This window comes from Desulfonatronum thiodismutans (assembly GCF_000717475.1).
Lineage (GTDB): Bacteria > Desulfobacterota > Desulfovibrionia > Desulfovibrionales > Desulfonatronaceae > Desulfonatronum > Desulfonatronum thiodismutans.
In genome coordinates this window covers 21,509-39,301 of the sequence record NZ_JPIK01000023.1, presented here as the reverse complement: position 1 = coordinate 39,301, position 17,793 = coordinate 21,509, and the positions used below count along the sequence as shown (strand labels likewise).

The 17,793-nt window shown below is 58.3% G+C and carries 18 protein-coding genes; 9 read left to right on the top strand and 9 right to left on the bottom strand.

Translation table 11 applies throughout. The features are described 5' to 3' along the window. Positions 1-54 precede the first annotated feature (54 nt). Positions 55-1,920 (top strand): protein kinase domain-containing protein, encoded by a 1,866-nt coding sequence (locus GY33_RS20055; RefSeq protein WP_051822769.1) that lies wholly within the window; start codon positions 55-57, stop codon positions 1,918-1,920. Between the two features lie 333 nt (positions 1,921-2,253). On the opposite strand, the gene GY33_RS0116770 is transcribed toward GY33_RS20055, so the two are convergent. The 4 genes from GY33_RS0116770 to GY33_RS19400 form a co-directional block, all read right to left on the bottom strand. Beyond that, positions 2,254-3,225, bottom strand: coding sequence for a calcium/sodium antiporter (locus tag GY33_RS0116770; protein ID WP_031388435.1), 972 nt, complete (start codon positions 3,223-3,225; stop codon positions 2,254-2,256). An 11-nt stretch (positions 3,226-3,236) separates the two neighbouring features. Further along, a complete protein-coding gene (locus tag GY33_RS0116765) occupies positions 3,237-4,298 on the bottom strand; it encodes an adenine nucleotide alpha hydrolase family protein (protein WP_031388434.1) in 1,062 nt (353 codons plus the stop codon). A gap of 112 nt (positions 4,299-4,410) precedes the next feature. Beyond that, the gene (locus tag GY33_RS0116760) at positions 4,411-4,938 is read right to left on the bottom strand and encodes a YeeE/YedE thiosulfate transporter family protein (RefSeq protein WP_031388433.1); all 528 of its coding nucleotides are present in this window, start codon (positions 4,936-4,938) and stop codon (positions 4,411-4,413) included. Next, positions 4,935-5,453: a YeeE/YedE thiosulfate transporter family protein gene (locus GY33_RS19400; RefSeq protein WP_152555230.1), complete on the bottom strand. Its 519-nt coding sequence runs from the start codon at positions 5,451-5,453 to the stop codon at positions 4,935-4,937. Before GY33_RS19400 ends, GY33_RS0116760 begins: the two co-directional genes overlap by 4 nt. A 287-nt stretch (positions 5,454-5,740) precedes the next feature. On the opposite strand from GY33_RS19400, the gene GY33_RS0116750 reads away from it, so the two are divergent. The 3 genes from GY33_RS0116750 to GY33_RS0116740 are packed head-to-tail and all read left to right on the top strand — an operon-like array spanning position 5,741 to position 9,180. Then, complete coding sequence (locus GY33_RS0116750; RefSeq protein ID WP_051822768.1) at positions 5,741-6,508, top strand: FadR/GntR family transcriptional regulator; 768 nt, start codon at positions 5,741-5,743, stop codon at positions 6,506-6,508. Between the two features lie 33 nt (positions 6,509-6,541). After that, positions 6,542-8,197 carry a choline dehydrogenase gene (betA, locus tag GY33_RS0116745; RefSeq protein ID WP_031388431.1) on the top strand — a complete coding sequence of 552 codons (1,656 nt, stop codon included), beginning with the start codon at positions 6,542-6,544 and terminating at the stop codon, positions 8,195-8,197. A 38-nt stretch (positions 8,198-8,235) separates the two neighbouring features. Continuing rightward, entirely contained in the window at positions 8,236-9,180 is a 945-nt protein-coding gene (locus tag GY33_RS0116740; protein WP_031388430.1) for an ABC transporter substrate-binding protein, read from the top strand. Between the two features lie 38 nt (positions 9,181-9,218). Here GY33_RS0116740 and GY33_RS21135 read toward each other — a convergent pair whose 3' ends face one another. Then, positions 9,219-9,431, bottom strand: a complete 213-nt coding sequence (locus GY33_RS21135) for a hypothetical protein (protein WP_152555229.1) — start codon at positions 9,429-9,431, stop codon at positions 9,219-9,221. Between the two features lie 36 nt (positions 9,432-9,467). Between GY33_RS21135 and GY33_RS0116730 the strand changes: the two genes are divergently transcribed. The 3 genes from GY33_RS0116730 to GY33_RS0116720 all read left to right on the top strand — a co-directional run bounded on the left by GY33_RS0116730 (position 9,468) and on the right by GY33_RS0116720 (position 14,238). Further along, positions 9,468-9,929 carry a 4Fe-4S dicluster domain-containing protein gene (locus GY33_RS0116730; protein ID WP_235185552.1) on the top strand — a complete coding sequence of 154 codons (462 nt, stop codon included), beginning with the start codon at positions 9,468-9,470 and terminating at the stop codon, positions 9,927-9,929. Continuing rightward, positions 9,926-11,809 carry an aldehyde ferredoxin oxidoreductase family protein gene (locus GY33_RS0116725; RefSeq protein WP_035272555.1) on the top strand — a complete coding sequence of 628 codons (1,884 nt, stop codon included), beginning with the start codon at positions 9,926-9,928 and terminating at the stop codon, positions 11,807-11,809. The genes GY33_RS0116730 and GY33_RS0116725 overlap by 4 nt, the downstream gene beginning before the upstream one ends. Before the next feature lie 113 nt (positions 11,810-11,922). Further along, entirely contained in the window at positions 11,923-14,238 is a 2,316-nt protein-coding gene (locus tag GY33_RS0116720) for a CehA/McbA family metallohydrolase (protein ID WP_031388427.1), read from the top strand. A 111-nt stretch (positions 14,239-14,349) separates the two neighbouring features. Here GY33_RS0116720 and GY33_RS0116715 read toward each other — a convergent pair whose 3' ends face one another. Next, positions 14,350-14,613 carry a BrnA antitoxin family protein gene (locus GY33_RS0116715; protein WP_031388426.1) on the bottom strand — a complete coding sequence of 88 codons (264 nt, stop codon included), beginning with the start codon at positions 14,611-14,613 and terminating at the stop codon, positions 14,350-14,352. Then, positions 14,597-14,872, bottom strand: coding sequence for a BrnT family toxin (locus tag GY33_RS20705; protein ID WP_084185284.1), 276 nt, complete (start codon positions 14,870-14,872; stop codon positions 14,597-14,599). The genes GY33_RS0116715 and GY33_RS20705 overlap by 17 nt, the downstream gene beginning before the upstream one ends. A gap of 60 nt (positions 14,873-14,932) precedes the next feature. On the opposite strand from GY33_RS20705, the gene GY33_RS20700 reads away from it, so the two are divergent. Further along, positions 14,933-15,235, top strand: a complete 303-nt coding sequence (locus tag GY33_RS20700; protein WP_084185282.1) for a hypothetical protein — start codon at positions 14,933-14,935, stop codon at positions 15,233-15,235. Beyond that, the gene (locus tag GY33_RS0116705) at positions 15,232-16,152 is read left to right on the top strand and encodes a glycosyltransferase family 9 protein (protein ID WP_035272553.1); all 921 of its coding nucleotides are present in this window, start codon (positions 15,232-15,234) and stop codon (positions 16,150-16,152) included. The genes GY33_RS20700 and GY33_RS0116705 overlap by 4 nt, the downstream gene beginning before the upstream one ends. Before the next feature lie 355 nt (positions 16,153-16,507). Here GY33_RS0116705 and GY33_RS0116700 read toward each other — a convergent pair whose 3' ends face one another. After that, the gene (locus tag GY33_RS0116700) at positions 16,508-17,206 is read right to left on the bottom strand and encodes an L-threonylcarbamoyladenylate synthase (RefSeq protein ID WP_084185314.1); all 699 of its coding nucleotides are present in this window, start codon (positions 17,204-17,206) and stop codon (positions 16,508-16,510) included. After that, positions 17,203-17,793, bottom strand: coding sequence for a TrmH family RNA methyltransferase (locus GY33_RS0116695; protein WP_031388422.1), 591 nt, complete (start codon positions 17,791-17,793; stop codon positions 17,203-17,205). The genes GY33_RS0116700 and GY33_RS0116695 overlap by 4 nt, the downstream gene beginning before the upstream one ends.

Here is a 17,793-nt window from a genome sequence, read left to right as displayed (position 1 = left end):
AATCGCTTGATATTTTTTCAACGTATTGACCTCCTGAAAGGAATGAAAAACTGCATGGTCCATATCGAACAATTTAAAGACTACTATCTGACCAGACGCATCGGCATCGGCGGAATGGCTGAAATTTTTCGGGCCTGGAAGATCGGTGAGGAGGGCTTTGAGAAACAGGTCGTTATTAAACGACTTCTTCCGCACTTAGCCTCCAATGACGACTTTCGGACCATGTTTTTGGATGAGGCCCGGTTGGCCAGTCGCTTGAACCATTCGAACATCGTTCACGTCTATGACCTGGGTAGCCATCCTGATCAGCGTTCCGGGGCGTCGAATTATTTCATCGCCATGGAGTATGTGTTCGGCAAAAACCTGGCTGAAATTCGCAACAAGTCTCAGGAAAAAAAACTTTCGCTTTCCCTGGAATACTTGCTGCGCATCATCGCCGGGGCCGCCGCCGCGTTGCACCATGCCCATGAGCGAAAAGGCGAGTTCAACCAACCGCTGAACATTGTCCACAGAGACGTTAGTCCTCAGAATATTTTGATTTCCTACGATGGAGACGTGAAACTCGTGGATTTTGGGATCGCCAAGGCTCTGACCAAGTCCCAACATACTCAGACCGGAGTCCTGAAGGGCAAGTTGGCCTACATGTCTCCGGAGCAGGCCCGAGGTGATGCCATTGATCACCGTGCGGACATCTATTCCCTGGGCGTCGTGTTCTGGGAGTTTCTGACGGGAAAACGCTTGTTTGGTGGCGAATCCGAGGCTTCGATGCTGCGCAAGGTTCTTGATCCGCGGGTGGAACCGCCGTCAAGTATCTCCAGTCTTGTTTCCAGCGAGCTTGAAGCCTTGTGCATGAAATGTCTCGCGCCGAACCCAGAGGATCGATATCCTAATGCCATGGCTTTAAATATTGCCCTTGAAACGCATTTGCGGGAATTGACCATGTTTCCCGGTTCGTATTCGGTGCGCGACTTAATGAGAACATTGTTCGGGCCGGAAATCGAAAACGAGACGCAGCAAATGCAGGAGGAAGTCAAGGCCGTCCGGCACTACGTATCGACCGGTGAACAACCTGGCCAAGGTAGTGGGCATGATTCGGACTTAAGCGCCACGGTGATTGTTCCATCCAAGGCATCCATGCAAAGAGAGCCATCCAAAGCCAAAGAGGCGGTGTCCTTTCCGCAATCAGTTCCTGGAGGGTGGAAAACTCTCGCCGGTCTGGGTGGTGGGCTCCTGTTGCTGGTTTTGGTGTTGGTTCTGGTTTCGGGACGTCAGTCCAAGGATGTGGAGATCGTTCCCAGGGCATCGATTTCGACTTCTGAAGTGCTGGGGGGCGAACTGGAGATCGAAGATCATCGTCTGGGCGAGGTGGTGAGCATGCTGGAGCAAGGTGATGTTGACGAGGCATGGAGGATGGTCACGGAGGCCGAAGACGGCGTTCCTTGGAATAACCCACGGTGGCGCGACGTCCGTGCCTCGATAATGATCAAACAGGCCGAATTCGCCTTGAGCAATGATGATCCTGAGCAGGCTTTGTCCAACTTGGGAGAAGTGCTCGTTCACATTCCGGATTCGGCGGAAGCCTTTCTGCATGTTGGAAGAGCCCTGACGCGCCTGGAGCGTAACGACGAGGCCTTGGAGGCCTACAACAAGGCGGTTGAAATTGACCCATCCCTGGTTCTGGCGCACTACAACCGTGGAGTCCTGCTCTTGAAGCAGGGCGACCACAGGCAAGCAGAAGACGCATTCCTCACGACCTTGGGCTTGACCCCGCCCTTTGTTGCCGACGTTTTCGTCAATTTGGCCGGTACCCGGGCCAGAGCCGGAGACATGGAGCAGGCCATCGCCCATCTACGCCGAGCCGTGGCTGCTGATCCGGACCATGAAATCGCTAGGTTGAACCTTGAACGTCTGACCCAATAGAAAAAAGGAAAAAGGAGTATGCGTTATTTCGCAACATTATTATTGAAGTCGTTTGCGAGATGCCACTTGCCTTCTTGTCTGGGGCCGAGTTTTCTCTGCCCACTTCGAGATTGAGGCATATCTGGAGGACGGCGCTTCTGCCTCGATTAACTGGTTCCTTTTCATCGTGCCCCTGACCGATGACCGCGTCAAGGAGTGGCGTGTTGATCATACTGAGGAGCGGGTGCTGATTCAATCTTGCAGGGCAGGTCCGTGCGGTTCGATTCGAACTTGCAAGCGCATCAACGAATTCCATCAGAATTCAGTTTATCCACGGTACAAGGGAAATATTGCTCATGCACCTGAAATATCCACGCCCCAGCGCATGAGCGCCATGCAGATCAGCAGGGCGCCTTCGGTTCTGGAGATGCCCCAGTTGGTGCGGATGAAGAGCAGGACCAGGAGCATCATGGCGTTGAGCAGGATCATGGAAAACAGGGCGCTCTCTGGAGCGTGAAGGGGGCGCAGGAGCATGGTCAGGCCCAGGACTCCGGCGAAGTTGAAAATGTCGCTGCCCAGCAGGTTGCCCAGAATCATGTCGTTGCGGCCCTTGAGCGAGGCGGCCAGGCAGGTGGCCAGTTCCGGCAGGGAGGTTCCGGCGGCGACGATGGTCACGCCGATGGCCCACTGACTCACCCCGAGGACCAGGGCCAGTTCCGTAGCCGCCTGGACCATGATCCTGCCGCCCAGGGCTACGCCGATGAAACCAAGCAAAAGCAACAGGTAGGTTCGCCAGGCGATTTTTTCTTTCGCCTGACCGTCCTCTCCGCTCTTTTTGGGATCTCCGGGGTCCATGGTGATCCGGGCGATCTCCTTCGGTGCGCGGGTGAAGAGCAGCGCGGTGTAGCCGACAAGGCCGCCCAGCAGAATCATGCCCGACCATCTTCCCAGAAAATCCAGGTAAATCAGAGCCATGAACATCATGGTCAGACCCAGTAACAGACCTCCGTCTCTGTAGAGGAGAGTAGGGTGGGTGGGGATGGGACGGATCATGGCCACCAGCCCGAGAATCATGCCCAGGTTGAAGATATTGGACCCCAGGACGTTGGAAAGGGCAATGGCCGGCAACCCTTGATACGCGGCGGTCATGGTGACCAGGAATTCCGGCGCCGAGGTTCCGGCGGCGACGATGGTCAGGCCGATGACCAGCTCGGAGATGCCCCAGCGCCGGGCAATGGTCGCGGCGTTGTCCACGATCAGCTCCGCCCCTTTCCAGAGCAGCGCGGCACTGACCACGATCAGGCCAAGGTTGATGAGCGTGTCCATAGGTGGTGGTTTCAGGACGGGGAGTTGGCGTTGATCCAGTCTTGTTTTTCTTGCTTTGTCCGGTCCCAGGTGAACTCCGTCCAACCAGTTTCGGACGGTGATTCGGCGGGGCATTCCAGGGTGCGGGACTGGCCGGAACTGGCGACGCGGACCAGAGGAGTCTGTCCGGGGGGGCGCTTTTTCGCGGTGAAGCCGGCCACGAAGGTCGCGGCCCGGCGGATATCCTCCTCGGTCCAGATTATGCCCGGCTTGCGACGGCCCAGGGCCAGGGGACCCTGGACGTCCGCGGTCTTGAACAGCAGATCCTCGGCCTGGGCCATGCGCGCCAGGGCATCGTTATTCGCCTTGTTGCGGCCGACCATCATCCAAAGCCCGTCGTTCCAGTACTGCCGGGACATGTTGGCCAGGGCGAAGTCGCGTGGGGACGGCTCGGGGATGCGGGTCAGGACGGGCCAGAACCGTTTGGCGGATTCCTGTTCCGCCAGCAGGCAGCCGCCGGCCGGGGTGGGGATTTCGGTCAGGCCGTAGGTTTCGGCCAGACGGAGTTGGTCCTTGCGGCCCCGGCCGGAAATGGAGTGCAGCCGGGAGCGGTCCACCAGGCCTTCCTCTTCCATGGGCGTGGACGGAAGGTGGCCGGCGCAGAGTGGGCGCAGCAACAGGTCGCGGACGTCGGCCTGCTTGCTGATCAGGTTCAAGGTGTCCCGGCGTTGGGACATGGGGCGCTGGCCAAGGACTTCGCCGCTGATCAGGAACCGGGCGCCGTACTGGTCCAGCAGGGATTTGGCATGGGAGAGCATGGTGATCTTGCAGTCCACGCAGGGGTTGAGCACCTTGCCGTAGCCGAAGCGCGGGCCTTGGCGCAAGATGTCGATGAACTCCTGATGCACGTCCACGGGCCGGATTTCTAGGTTATAGATGCGTTGCCAGTGTCCGATTTTGTCCGGGTGGCCGAAAAACGGGGAACAGAAATGCAGGCCAAGGACCCGCAGTCCCTGGTCGAGCACGGTTTTCATGGCCAGGATGCTGTCCAGCCCCCCGGAGTAGAGGGCCAGGGCGTGGTAGGATTGGGTCATGCGTGTTGGGAATGGTAAAGCGAACGTTGAAGGGAATCGTTGTGTTGGAAGCCGAACCTATCCCTTTTCCCTTCCAGGCGCAAAAGTGAATTTGCGCCCGGAAGGGGAAGGGCTAAAGCCCCTTGCGTTCAAACCATCGAAAAAGCAGGATCGCGCCGACAATGAATACCGGAATGATCAGCCAATGGCTGACGCCGAGCATTTCCGGCAAGGTCAGGCGTCCGTAGTCGCCCCAAGTGTACACCGTGGACCGCAGCCAGGGATAGGCTTCGGCAAAGAGCCCTCCGCCGACGATCATCCCCAGGATGCCCCACAGCGCGTCCCAGCGCCCCTCGCCCAGGGCCCCCATGGAGGTGCCCGGGCAATACCCCAACAGGCCCCAACCCAGACCGAAAAGCAGGCCTCCGACGATGATCGGCCCGAGCATCAGGGGTTTCACGGAGAGTTTGGCCACTCCCATATCCTGAAGCAGGTACACGCCGACCATGCCTACGATCACGCTGGAAAGCATGAACTTGATGATGGTCATGTCCATCAACCGGAGTGCGCCGAGTTGCTTGTCGTAGCGCAGCACCCGCCCTTTCTGAAGCAGGAATCCGAAGAGGAAGCCGGTGATCAGTCCATAGATCAGGATGCTCATGATTTCCCACCTCCATAGACAATACGGGCCATGATCAACCCGCCGACAAAAAAACAGACCAGAGCCACAAAACCGCTGACAGCCAGTTGAAGCGAACCGCTCAACCCATGACCGCTGGGTCAGCCGTCGGCCAGTCGGGCCCCGAACATGGCCACAATGCCGCCGGAAAAGGCGACGACGGCCCGCTTGACCGGGGTGTGGCCGAAGCGTTCCCGCCACATGTCCGGGACGGACTGCCAGCGGAACGAGCCGGAGGTCCAGGCCGAGACCAGGGACCCCAACACGATTCCCGCCAGGAACATCCATTGCCAGTCGATGCGGGGAACCACCCGGGCAAAGTACTCCAGTTGGGCGACCCGTTCCGGGCTGAACCACTGTTCGATCATCCCCGCAGTGCGCACGAAGGACGTGGACGCACCGAAAAACTGTCCAGTCAGCCAGACCGACATCACCCCGACCAGGCCGCTGAGCCCCCCGGCCAGGTATGGGCTCCATCCGCCGTCACGTTTGATCATGATGCTGCCTCCTTGATGTTCGCCAAGTTCACGGCTTGGCGTTTCGCAAAAGCCGAATGCTTTTGCGATGGTCATACCACATTCCTAGATCAGGTCCAGCCCCGTTACGGCCCAGCCACTTGTGAGCAGGTGAACAAGCGAAGTCTTACAGCACCTTTTCGGGTTGACATTCATGCCAAGGCATGTAGATTGGTCTGGCCATTCGGTGATGCCTTTTCGGGTTTTATTCCTGATTTTGTTCAATTTTGATTTATAGCATTAAGAAATTTTGCCAGGAGGACAGCTTAATGGACCGTCCATTTTGTGCCGGTAAAGCCGAAGGGCTGGAGGGAGTCTGCTCGGCTCCTGTCAAAGCCGGACGTGCTGGTGAGGACATTGCTCTGCAAATTCAAGCCGCGGTGCTTGGCGGCAAGGTCAAGCCCGGTGAGCGATTACCCAGCGAACGTGAACTACAAGTCCTGTTCAAGACCGGCCGTGGCGTGATTCGTGAAGCGTTGCAGGTGCTCAAGCACAAGGGGTTGATTGAGATCCACAAGGGGGCCAAGGGCGGAGCCTACGTCAAGAACATCGAAGTTGTCAGCATCAGCGAGTCCTTTGCCCTGTTCCTGAAGCAGAACCAGACCGATCCCATGCATCTGATCGAATTTCGGGAAAGCATGGACTACGTGATTACGGACCTGGCCATTGCCCGCGGCAGCGTGGAGCGGAAGCAACTCCTGCAGGACAAGGCCGAAGCCCTGGCCGCCGTCGCGGACGAGGCGAACATGGAACTTCTGGCCGAACTGGACCGGGAGCTCAACCTGTTGTTCGCCAAAATGGCCGAAAACCCGATTTTTGAGTGGATCATGCAGGCTCTTCAGATCGGTTTCAGTTCCATGGACAACGCCCTGTACGAGGATGCGGAATACCGGCAGTGCATCGTGGACAACTGGCGACATACGGCCCGGGAGATCGCTCGCCACGAACCCATCAAGGCTAAATCCTACATCAGCTTTCATTACATGATTTTGCGCAGGAAGGTTGAGGCGTTCCAAAAAAACGCTGCAAACCAATGAAATGTGAATTCAAACCCCAAGGAGAAACAAGATATGTCCAAGAAAACATATGACGTGATCATCGTTGGTGCCGGGACCGCCGGGAGCATCCTGGCCAACCGGCTGAGCGCGGACCCGGACCGTCGCGTACTGGTTTTGGAGGCTGGTCGCTGGGACCACAAGATGGATTTCCGGATCCACATGCCTTCGGCTTTGTCCTTCAACCTGACCAACACATTTTACAACTGGGCCTACGAGTCCGAGCCGGAACAGCACATGCACAACCGCCGGATCGCCCAGCCCCGTGGCAAGGTCCTGGGCGGCTCCAGTTCGATCAACGGGATGATCCACATTCGCGGCAACGCCATGGACTACGAAAAATGGGGAGCGATCAAGGGCCTGGAGAACTGGGACTACGCCCACTGCCTGCCATACTTTCAAAAGATGGAATACCGGCTGAAAGGCGCGGACGCCTATCAGGGCAGGACCGGCGGGCAGTACCTGACCACCCCGAAATGCGAGAACCCACTGTTCGACGCTTTTTTCGCCGCGGTCCAGCAGGCCGGGTATCCCATCACCTCGGACGTGAACGGTTTTCAACAGGAAGGGTTCGGCAAATTCGAAAGCACCACCTATCGCGGCAATCGCTGGAGCACGGCCCGCGGATATCTGCATCCGGCCCTGCACCGTTCCAACCTGAAACTGGTCTGCAAGGCCCTGACCACCCGGATCCTTTTTGACGGGCGCACCGCCGTGGGCGTGGAATACCGCAAGGGCGACAAGCTGCATAAAGTCTACGCCGGAGAGATCATCTGCTGCGGGGGGGCGATCAACTCGCCGCAACTGCTTCAGCTTTCGGGGGTCGGCAATTCGGAGCACCTCTTGTCCAAGGGTGTTTCCGTGGTCGCGGACCTGCCGGGCGTGGGCGAGAATCTGCAGGATCACCTGGAGGTCTACATACAGTGCGCGTCCAAGCGACCGGTCAGCCTCTATCCGGCACTCAAGCCCTGGAACATGCCCAAGATCGGCCTGGAATGGCTGTTCCGGCGCACGGGCATCGGGGCCAGCAACCATTTCGAGGCCGGGGGCTTTGTCCGGAGCAACAACGAGGTCGATTATCCAAACTTGCAGTTCCATTTCCTGCCCATCGCCATCCGCTACGACGGCACCGCGCCCAGCGAGGGCCATGGGTACCAGCTCCACGTCGGCCCGATGTACAGCGACGCCAAGGGCTCGGTCCGGCTGATGTCCAATGACCCGGCCACCGCGCCGCGCATCCGGTTCAACTATCTGTCCACGGAAAAGGACCGCAAGGAATGGGTCGAGGCCATCGAATGCGCCCGCGGGATATTCAATCAGCCGGCCTTCAGCGAGTTCAAGGCCAAGGAGCTTTCCCCCGGGGAGCATATTGCCACGGAAGAGGAGGTTCTGGATTTCGTGGCCCGGGAAGGGGAGAGCGCCTACCATCCCAGTTGCACCTGCAAGATGGGCTACGACGACATGGCCGTGGTGGACAAGGACTTGAAGGTTCACGGGCTGAAAAACCTGCGCGTGGTGGACGCCTCGGTGATGCCGGAAATCACCAACGGCAACATCTGCGCTCCGGTGCTGATGATCGCGGAAAAGGCCGCGGACGCGATTCTGGGCAACACGCCCTTGCCGCCGTCCAGTGTGGACTTTTATCGGCACGGGTCCGCGGTCAAGAAATAATTGGAATTTTTCAACCATCCAACCAAAGGAGAGGATCGATGGACAAGAAATTAGGTAAGTTGGCGATGGCCTTCGCCATGGTCATGATGATCGGCTTTGCCGGAAACGCCCTCGCTTCCAAGGAAGTTCGGTTCGTGTACGTGCCCTGGACGTGCGTCACGGTGAAAACCGAGGTGGCCCAGTTTTTTTTGAATGAACTCGGCTATGACGCCTCCAGCATGCTGCTGTCCGTGCCCATCGCCTATCAGGCCATGGCCTCGGACCAAGCGGACATTTTTCTGGGCAATTGGATGCCCACCATGCAGAGCATTGCCGAGCCTCATTTCGAGAGCGGCAAGGTGGAGTCGTTCTCCGTGATCATGGAGAACGCCAAGTACACCCTGGCCGTGCCCACCTATGCCTATGAGGCTGGGTTGCGCGATTTTTCGGACATCGCCAAGTTCGGGGAAAAGTTGGAGTACAAGATCTACGGCATCGAGGAAGGCAACGACGGCAACGAGGTCATTGATCTGATGATCAATGAAAACATGTTCAACCTGGGAAATTTCGAGCTGATTCCCTCCAGCGAGACGGCCATGTTGACCCAGGTCCGGAACTTTGCACGCAACCAGGAGTGGATCGTTTTTCTGGGCTGGTCCCCGCACTGGATGAATAAGATCATCGACATGTCTTATCTTACGGGCAGCGATGAAACCACCTTCGGCGAGAACGACGGCACGGCCACAGTGTACATCAACATCCGCACCGGCTTCGACCAGGAGCAGCCCAACGTGGCCACGTTCCTGAGCAACTACCTGGTGCCCATCGCGATGGTCAACGAGGCCATGAACATGCTCCACGAAGACTCTTCAGTAGAGCCCCTGGAAGCAGGTCTGGCTTGGCTACGCGCCAACCCGGAAATCTATCGCGGCTGGATGGACGGCGTGACCACGGCCGACGGTCAGCCCGCCCTGCCGGTGATCGAAGCGGTGATGGCGAAGTAGTTTTCATCCGGAAACGGCCTTTTTTTCTTTTGGCTGCGTCACTCTTCACAATTATTCGTCAGCGTATTGATATACGCTTTATCGTAATTGCTTGAGTTTATTGCCAAAAGAAAAAATTGCTCGTTTCCGGATTGAAAACTGGCTGTTTCTGCATTTGGAAAAAAATCCGGATGGAAACGAAGTAGAATGAGAAGATATAAAGGTTCACGGTTCATGGCTGGGAGGGTATTCCAGCCATCAATCCCTTGCATTCATGAATCGTTGAACCCCTGAACCCAGGATCTCCCATGCAAAAAAAAACTCCCCCCATATTCATTCGCACCCACTTCGATGCCTGCACCGGATGCCAACTCTGTCAGGCCGCCTGTTCCCTGCACGTGTTCGGCGGGTACAATCCGCGGAGATCCATGTTGGCCATTCGGCGCAAATGGGAGAACATGGCCCACATTCCGGTGGTCTGCGAGCAGTGCGCGAATCCGATGTGCCTGCGGGCCTGTCCGGTGAAGGCGATATCCCGTGATGAAGAAACCGGGGTCGTGGTCATTGACCGGGAGACGTGCATTTCCTGCGGGCTGTGCGGCCGATATTGCCCATTGGGCATGATCCATCTGGACGCGAAAAGCGGCAAGGCCTTCAAGTGCGACCTGTGCGACGGCAACCCTGGTTGCGTCCGGGCTTGCCCCACGGGGGCTCTGGAAGTGTTCGAATCGGCGAGAATCCCGGCAAGCGGCGAGGAGGGGCAATCATGAGCAGCGCAACCTGGGGCGTGATGCTCCACGCGGATCTGACCACGGGTACGTTTCAGGATGTGCTTCTTCCGGACTGGCTCCAGGAGAACTATCTGGGCGGCAAAGGGTTCGCGGCCAAGCTGCTTCTGGATCTGATTCCGGAGCGGGCCGATCCTTTGGGGCCGGACAACGTACTGCTCTTCCTGCCCGGCCCGCTTACCGGAACCCCGGCCCCGGCCATGCGGGCCTGCGTCGCGACCAAGTCCCCGCTGACCAACCTGTTCCTGGACTCCTATTTCGGGGGAATGTTCGGCTCGGAAATCAAGTACGTCGGATACGACGGGCTGATCATCACGGGCCAAGCGCCGGAACTCGTAATTCTGGTCGTGGACCGGGACGGCCCTCGATTGCGTCCCGCGGGAGAGCTTTGGGGGCTGGACACCCTGGAAACCACCCAACGGGTCAAGGATATCCTGGACGACGATGGCTTCAAGATCGCGTCCATCGGACCGGCTGGAGAAGAACACGTCCCGTATGCCCTGATCTGTTGCGAATTCAATCGTCAGGCCGGACGGGGCGGGGCGGGCGCAGTGATGGGGGCCAAAAATCTGAAAGCCGTGGCCCTCAATGGCGATCGGCTGGTCCGGGTTCATGACCAGGCCGCGTTCGAGCAGGCTTTGGACCGTGCGAACCAGGAGATCCAAGACAGCGCCGAATGTCGTGCCCTGATGAGTTCCGGCACCGCGGCCTCGGTGGAGTTTGCCAATGAGGCCGGGCTGATCCCGGCGAACAACTTCAGTGACGGAACCTCGCCCTTGGCCAAGAAACTGGGTGAAGGCGGCCAGTCCCGGGCCTTGTGGTTGAGCCGGGCGGCTTGTTTCGGGTGCCCCATTGCCTGCACTCAGATGGGTGCGGTTCGGACCGGAGCCCATGCCCAGATGGTCACGGACATCGTGGAGTACGAGTCCGCGGCCATGCTCGGGACCAATCTTGGCATCGGCGACCCCCGGGCCGTGGCCCACCTGACCAAGCTGTGCGATCTGCTAGGGCTCGACTCCATCTCCACGGGCGCTTGCGTGAGTTTTGCCATGGAGGCCAAGGCCAAGGGGCTGCTGGCAAAATCCTCTTTAGAGGATATGGCCGACCTGGATTTCGGCAGTGTCGCGGCGGTGGAACGGTTGATCCGGATGATCGCCAACCGGCAGGGCGAACTGGGGCGTCTTCTGGCTCAGGGCGTCAAGGTCGCGGCCGAGGTCCTGGGGCCGGAGGCGGAAAGCCTGGCCCAGCACGTCAAGGGCCTGGAAATGCCCGCCTGGGGACCGCGCGGTGCCCCGGGCATGGGCCTGGCCTATATGACCGCGGACCGGGGGGCCTGCCATCAGCGCGGATTCCCCGTGGGCTACGAGGCCACGGGCATGGAATGGCGGGGCAAGCCGGTCCGGGCCTTGGACCTGGAGGGCAAGGCCGAACTGGTGGCGGCCTTGCAGGACTATCTGGCGGGCACGGACTGTCTGGTGAAATGCGACTTCGGGGCCATGGGCGTTGCGCCTCAAACCTACGCCGACCTGCTGAACGCGGCCACGGGCCGCGAGGTGGAGCCGGGCTTTTTCGACGAACTTGGTCGCCGGATCTGGAACACCACCCGCCTCTTCAATCTGCGCGAAGGCCTGGACGTGTCCCAAGAGCGCCTGCCCCGGCGCTTCGTGGAGGAGCCTCTGCCCAGCGGCCCGCACAAGGGACACCGGATTACCGAACAGGATATGCAAACATTGCTGACGGACTACTACCGGATCAGGGGCTGGGACGCGCAGGGTCGTCCAACTGAGGAATGTTTGGAGCGGACCGGTGTCGTGACGGATCGTCGATTCGTGATGACGGCGTCCGGGGTTCTGAAACCGTAACGTAACTACTCACCTGCGTTCCGGCTTGTCTCGATTNNCGAGACAAGCCGGAACGCTCCATGTCTTGTCGTGAAAATGTGCTGAGTAGCTACACCGTAACAAGAGAGGTCTAAGTGAAATATGTAAAAATCGTTTTCTGGTCGTTTTTGTTGAGTGTTGTTTTTTCCCTGAATCTGCAGGCCGCCGAGCCAGGGGTTCAGGTGCGCAAAGGGCCGACGGACATCGTCAACGGCATTGCCCTGGCTGATGAAGACATCACTGTTTCCAACGAATTCTACAAAATCGCCTTTGCCGTTGGAACAACCCCGCCATGGGGCGTTCCGCATGGCTCCATCGTGGACTCCGCTCTATTCGTGGACGGAGAATGGACCGACAATCGAACCGCGTTGATCGATTTCCTGCCCCACGGCTGGTCCGCCTGGCCCAGTGAATCCCAGCGGACGCGTATCGTGGAGCAGAGCCCTGACCGGGTCGTCATCCAGATCACCAGGGACTACGACGCGAACATTGAACTGATCACGACGTATACGGTTACATCCGGAAGCAATATCCTGGATGTTTCCACGCGGATGACGAATCGCGGAGAGAAAACTTACGAAGATCTTCTGGCGGGATACTCCTTGTGTACGCTTAGCGGATACATGTTCGGCCCTTGGGGCACGGTGGAAAGAGGCTACGACCAGGTGGCCGAAGAGTGGTTTGGGGACTATGTTCTCGGGTATGACGAACACTTCGCCATGGCCGTGCATTACCCCGGGTTCACGGATTTTGCCTGGGGAACCGGATGGCGGGATCTCTACAGGAAGCAGACGTTGGCTCCCGGGGATACAGTGGATCTGGCGGCCTGGATTCAATTCGAAGATATCGGCGGTACCGCGAAGGTGATGCGTCATAACCTTGCGCTGAATGAAAAGCCTTTTGGGACGGTTTCCGGGGTTGTGCAAACCACTGAGGGAAATGCCGTCGCCGAACCCGTCGTAATATTCGAAAAGGCCACGCCGGAGGCCCGGGACATGCTCTTCGCCTGGACCGTCGGGGAAAACGGCGCCTATGAAATCGCTTTGGAAGAGGGGGAATATGCCGTCCATGCCGTGGCCAAGGGGTATTCGTTGACCGCCAAGCAGCGGATTACCGTCTCCCCCGGAGAGAACACCCTCCTCGATTTCAATGACATCAACAAGGGTGGCGAGGTTGTCCTTTCCGTCGTGGACAAGAAGACGCAACAACCCGTCGACGCCCGGATCGAAGTGGTTGAGGGTCCGGAAATTCTCGTGGAGTACGTTGGAGCCAGGACTTTTTTCACGGAGCTGGATAATCCCGGCTTGGCCGGCTTCCAGTTGGCTCAGGGCGAGTACACCCTGTCTGTTTCCAATGGCGCCGGTTTCACGGCCAGAGAGGAAATGATCAATCTGTCCGTTGTGTCCGAAGGGCGTCACGAACTGGTTCAAGCCGTCGAACAGTTGATCGACCTGTCCGGTTCAGGCTGGTATGCGGCGGACCTGCACCACCATTCGGATATTCTGGACGGGGTGACGCCCCCCAATTATCTTGTTCGCTCTCAACTTGCCGGCGGATTGGACATCGTCTTTGTCAGCGATCACGACTCCATTGCCAACAATGAACAAATCGCTGAAATGGCCCGGTCCAGGTCGGTTCCCTTCATCTCCGGGATCGAGGTTTCTCCGAACTGGGGACACATCAATGTTCTGCCTATTCCCTTGGATGGGCGGGACGTGTCCATTGATCCCGGCATCACGGCTGGAGAGATTTTTGCCAGGGCCAGAGAGCTGGACGCCTTGGTGATAGTCGCGCATCCCTACATCACGTACGGGTATTTTCACAGCGCGGAACGCGACATGGTCCCCGGCGGCTGGGACGCGGATTTCGATTTAATCGAAATCAACGGCGCCATCTCCACCAAGGATAATCACAAGGCCCTGCAACGGACCTGGGAGTTTTGGAATAACCAGGAAAAATACTATCTTGCCGGTGGAAGCGACGTCCATGACGTCTGGCGGTACCGGTCCGGCAATGCCAGGACTATCGCCCGGGTCGACGGCGACTTCACTTTGGAGAAGTATTACCAGGCCCTGAAACAGGGCAACTCCTATGTTTCCTTCGGTCCGCTGGTTTACCCCGAGCATGCCTTCGGCCAAACCATTCATGTTCCCGCCAGTGGGTTTGATTTGGGCTTCAAGACGGTTTCCGTTCATGGCGTTGATAAAGTTACAGTCGTGACCGAAGGGTCCAGGTTCAACGATGACGGTGAAATCGAGGGGTTTGCCTTCCAGAAAAACTATGACGGTGTTGACGAACAATATGTCTCCGTGCCTCTCACGCCGAAAAAGAATACGTGGTACGCTTTGATCATTGAAGATGGTCAAGGGAATTGGGCCATGAGCAACCCGATTTGGGTGAATGCCCTGTAGCTGGACAACCTTCTTGCCCTGCGTAATGAAAACGCGGTATTTCAGCCGAACTGGCTGAAATACCGCGTTTTTTGCGTGGTGCTGTTTCGAAGTACGCTTCGCGACGGAAAATCAGGCGGCATGCAGCTCTTCACGGAGCACTTTCCTGAGCGAGGACACCGTCAATGGAAAGTCGTCCAGCTCCTTTGGGCTTGCGGAAACGGCTTGCCGCAATGCGGCGTTGATCAAAGTCTGGTAGCCGGTCCCGGAGTCCTCTGCCTGTTTTCGATAATGCTCGATAACGTCGTCGTCGAGCATGATGGTGATTCTGGTCTTCCCAGGTGATGGAACGACCGGGCCGCGTTTGGCCTTGCTGAAATCATATTCCTTGCGCATGATACTGCTTCCTTTCGCCTCGGCTGGCCTTGCGCGCTGAAATGAGGCGGGTATGACGTTCGCGAGGGGTGTGAACGACGACGAGAATCCTCCCGAGAGAATCCATTCCCAGGGTAACAAACCGTTGCTCTCCTTCCGCGTCCGGGTCTTCAACGGTCAAAGCAAACGGATCCCGAAGCGCCTGTTCAGCGTCGGCAAAGCGAATTCCGTGCTTGTGAAGGTTGGACCGGGCTTTGGCCGGGTCGTATTCGACAGCCATGACTGGCATTTTATGCATATGGCATGCATATCGTCAATCTTATCTTTTTCCCATCAAGACATGCTGAGTCTCATTCTTCCCCCCGACCTGGACGCCTTGCGGATAATCCTCGACGAGGATCCGGAGTTTCTGCTTGATGCGGCCGCCATGGTCAACTGCCTGGGCACGTGTCGCCTGTGTGAGCGGCGTTTCGTGCCCGTTGCCCCTTTTGTGGAATCCCTGGAACCGCTGTACGGTGATTCCAGAAGATTGCATGCCTTGCTGCGCCACAACCAGTATATTTCCCTCTCCGAGGCCCTCTGCGGGTTTTGCCACGCGGACCCGGGGCTTCTGAACATGTTCCAAAAAATGAAGAAGCTGTGAGTTCCATTCTTCTGGTTCATCGCGGTGCACTGGGGGATTTTCTGATGGCCTGGCCCTCCATGCTCGCCCTTTGTGGGCACTTCGCGGACAGGAGCGTGTTTTGGGCGGGCGCGGGCGATCGCGTGCCCTGGTTGCGGCCTTTGGGCGTGGAGCCGTGCTCTCCTGAGATGCGACGCGGCCTGGATGCGTTGTTTCTTCGCGAGCAGTGGCCGGCGGAGTTGGGGGATGCGCGGGTTTTCTGGTTCGTGCTGGATAGCCCTCCCCCGGTTCCGGCGCATTCCCGGCTGCATGTGCTGCGCGGCCTTTCCGGGTTCGGAAGCGGTTCGACCTTGTCGCCTTGTGAAGCGTATGCCCAGGGCTTGCGCGAGCTGGGTATCGCCTGGAAACCTGGTTGGCCGGATGTTTGGCGAGAATTATTCGGATCGTGGAAAAGCGGACAAGAGAGGGCAGAGGATCGCGAGATTTTACTCTTTCCCGGAGCTGGACACCCGGCCAAGCAGTGGCCGCTTGTACAATTTTTTGAACTGGCCCGGTGGCTCCAGGGGCAGGGCCGAAGCGTTCGGTTCGTGCTCGGTCCGGCGGAGCGGGACCGGGGGATGGAAATCGCGGAGTGTCCGGTCATTTGTCCGGAATCATTGGAAGTCTTGCGGGAGCTGCTCTTGAGCGCGCGTCTGGTGGTGGGCAACGACAGCGGACCTATGCATTTGGCGGGCATGCTGGGCGTGCCGGGTCTGGCCTTGTTTGGACCGGCCTTGGAGGCGCAGTGGGGCCCCGTGGGACTGCGGATCATCGGTCTGGATTTGGCCTGTCGCCCATGTACGCGAACCGGACGGATAGCCTGCGCCGATCCTCGGTGTCTGCGGGAGATTTCTCAGGTTACGGTTCGTCGGGAAGTGGCCGCTCTCCTGGCTCGGTGAGTAGCTGAGTAGCTCTGGATGGGGGGCGGCCTTCTGAAGGTGGCGATGAGCACAAAAAAACCGGTTTTGCTTTTGGGTGGGCTGCCCATAAACAAAACCGGTTTTTGCAAAAGGAGGAAGGTATCTAGGTTGTAGCAAACAGGATGCCAAACTCATTTTGTCGGCATTTTTGGGTTAAGCAAACAACCTCGTAGAGCCCAAAACCCTGTCGTACCCTCCTTCTCCCGGACCAACGCTTCGTCCCTTCGTCCCTACGGACTCTGTTCGCGGATTGGGAATTATGGCTCAAGACGTACAAAAAATTATACCCTGAAAGCGCGAGGCTCGGTTTGTGGCGAATTCAGGTTCAAAAAATTCAACCGACATTCCAGCCGGCCTGCTCAAGCTGTTTCAACCCGATTGCTCCCAAGCGGAAAATTTTTAAGTGTCCGTCCGGCATAATGCGGACCACAGTGGAAGGCGCTCCTCCGCCCGGATAGGGCGGTTGCCGAAGGATCATGTTCTTGTTGTGATTCACCGCTTCGTCGTTTGATGGCGATGTCGAGGAAGATGTTTCAGTGATGAGGGTTGCCGTCAGTTTCGGGTCCAGGCGTTCCGGGCGGGAGGCAGCGGGTTGGCCGCTGGTGTTGGCGCTGGTGGCCGTCAGTGGGGTGGAGCTTTGGAGTGCCAGGGCCTGGGCCGTGGGGTGGGAGGTCCAGCGCACAGCGATGAAACCGTGCTGGTCCTGCAAGAGCGGCGACAGCCCTGCCCGGGCCGGAACAAGAATACTCAAGGGACCAGGCCAGAAATCAATGATCAGTCGGTCAAGAAGTGCATCGCGATGGTCCGTGACCATGGCTAACTGGCTTGGTGCGCCGATAAGCACGGGCAGGGGTTTGCCTTGAGGGCGTCCCTTGGCCTGGAAGACTCGTTGGACGGCGTCCGGCGACTGGATATCCGCGCCCAAGGCGTAAAGGGTTTCCGTGGGATAGACGACCAACTCTCCTCTGGTGATGGCTTTTGCCGCCAGGACGAGTTCCTGCTGTAGGTGTTGTCCGTTTATTATCGAGTTCATCGGGTCATCCAGGAGCAAACCAACTCCTCCATTTCCTCGGAATCAAAACTGGGCCGGTCGTAGCAGCCCCGGGCTTGGCGTTGCCGCCAAGCCTCGTAGAGGATCACGGCCGCGGCCACGGAGACGTTCAGGCTCTGGATCATGCCCTGCATGGGGATGAAAAGGTTATCCGGGATCAAGGCGTCCAGGGCCGGGTCCTGACCTCGGTGTTCGTTGCCCAGAAGGACGGCCGTGGGGCCGGTGAAGTCCCATTCCGGGAGTGGTTTGGCGTCCGCGGTCAGGCTGGTGCCGATGATCTGAAAGCCCTGGGCGCGAAGCCCGCTGATCATGGCCGCGGCGTCGTGGTGGCGAACCCGGTCCACCCATTTCTTGGCCGAAGCAGAAGAGCGCTTGCCCACCAGTGGAAAGGATTCGCGGGTATAGTACAACTGCACGCCGTGAACCCCGAAGGCGTCGCAACTGCGCAGAATGGCGGAGACGTTGTGCGGGTCGTGGATGTTGTTCAGGATCAGGGTCAGGTCTTTCTGGCGTTTGGCAAGGACTTCCCGAATCCTGTGGATGCGTTGTTCGGTGATGGAGGTTCTCAT

What these genes read in the sequence shown, in the direction of transcription:
- GY33_RS20055 (WP_051822769.1), top strand. Translation starts at nt 55, where the DNA reads ATGGTCCATATCGAACAATTTAAAGACTACTATCTGACCAGACGCATC.
- GY33_RS0116770 (WP_031388435.1), bottom strand. Translation starts at nt 3,225, where the DNA reads ATGGACACGCTCATCAACCTTGGCCTGATCGTGGTCAGTGCCGCGCTG.
- GY33_RS0116765 (WP_031388434.1), bottom strand. Translation starts at nt 4,298, where the DNA reads ATGACCCAATCCTACCACGCCCTGGCCCTCTACTCCGGGGGGCTGGAC.
- GY33_RS0116760 (WP_031388433.1), bottom strand. Translation starts at nt 4,938, where the DNA reads ATGAGCATCCTGATCTATGGACTGATCACCGGCTTCCTCTTCGGATTC.
- GY33_RS0116750 (WP_051822768.1), top strand. Translation starts at nt 5,741, where the DNA reads ATGGACCGTCCATTTTGTGCCGGTAAAGCCGAAGGGCTGGAGGGAGTC.
- betA (WP_031388431.1), top strand. Translation starts at nt 6,542, where the DNA reads ATGTCCAAGAAAACATATGACGTGATCATCGTTGGTGCCGGGACCGCC.
- GY33_RS0116740 (WP_031388430.1), top strand. Translation starts at nt 8,236, where the DNA reads ATGGACAAGAAATTAGGTAAGTTGGCGATGGCCTTCGCCATGGTCATG.
- GY33_RS21135 (WP_152555229.1), bottom strand. Translation starts at nt 9,431, where the DNA reads ATGCAAGGGATTGATGGCTGGAATACCCTCCCAGCCATGAACCGTGAA.
- GY33_RS0116730 (WP_235185552.1), top strand. Translation starts at nt 9,468, where the DNA reads ATGCAAAAAAAAACTCCCCCCATATTCATTCGCACCCACTTCGATGCC.
- GY33_RS0116725 (WP_035272555.1), top strand. Translation starts at nt 9,926, where the DNA reads ATGAGCAGCGCAACCTGGGGCGTGATGCTCCACGCGGATCTGACCACG.
- GY33_RS0116715 (WP_031388426.1), bottom strand. Translation starts at nt 14,613, where the DNA reads ATGCGCAAGGAATATGATTTCAGCAAGGCCAAACGCGGCCCGGTCGTT.
- GY33_RS20705 (WP_084185284.1), bottom strand. Translation starts at nt 14,872, where the DNA reads ATGGCTGTCGAATACGACCCGGCCAAAGCCCGGTCCAACCTTCACAAG.
- GY33_RS20700 (WP_084185282.1), top strand. Translation starts at nt 14,933, where the DNA reads ATGCTGAGTCTCATTCTTCCCCCCGACCTGGACGCCTTGCGGATAATC.
- GY33_RS0116700 (WP_084185314.1), bottom strand. Translation starts at nt 17,206, where the DNA reads ATGAACTCGATAATAAACGGACAACACCTACAGCAGGAACTCGTCCTG.
- GY33_RS0116695 (WP_031388422.1), bottom strand. Translation starts at nt 17,793, where the DNA reads ATGAGAACCTCCATCACCGAACAACGCATCCACAGGATTCGGGAAGTC.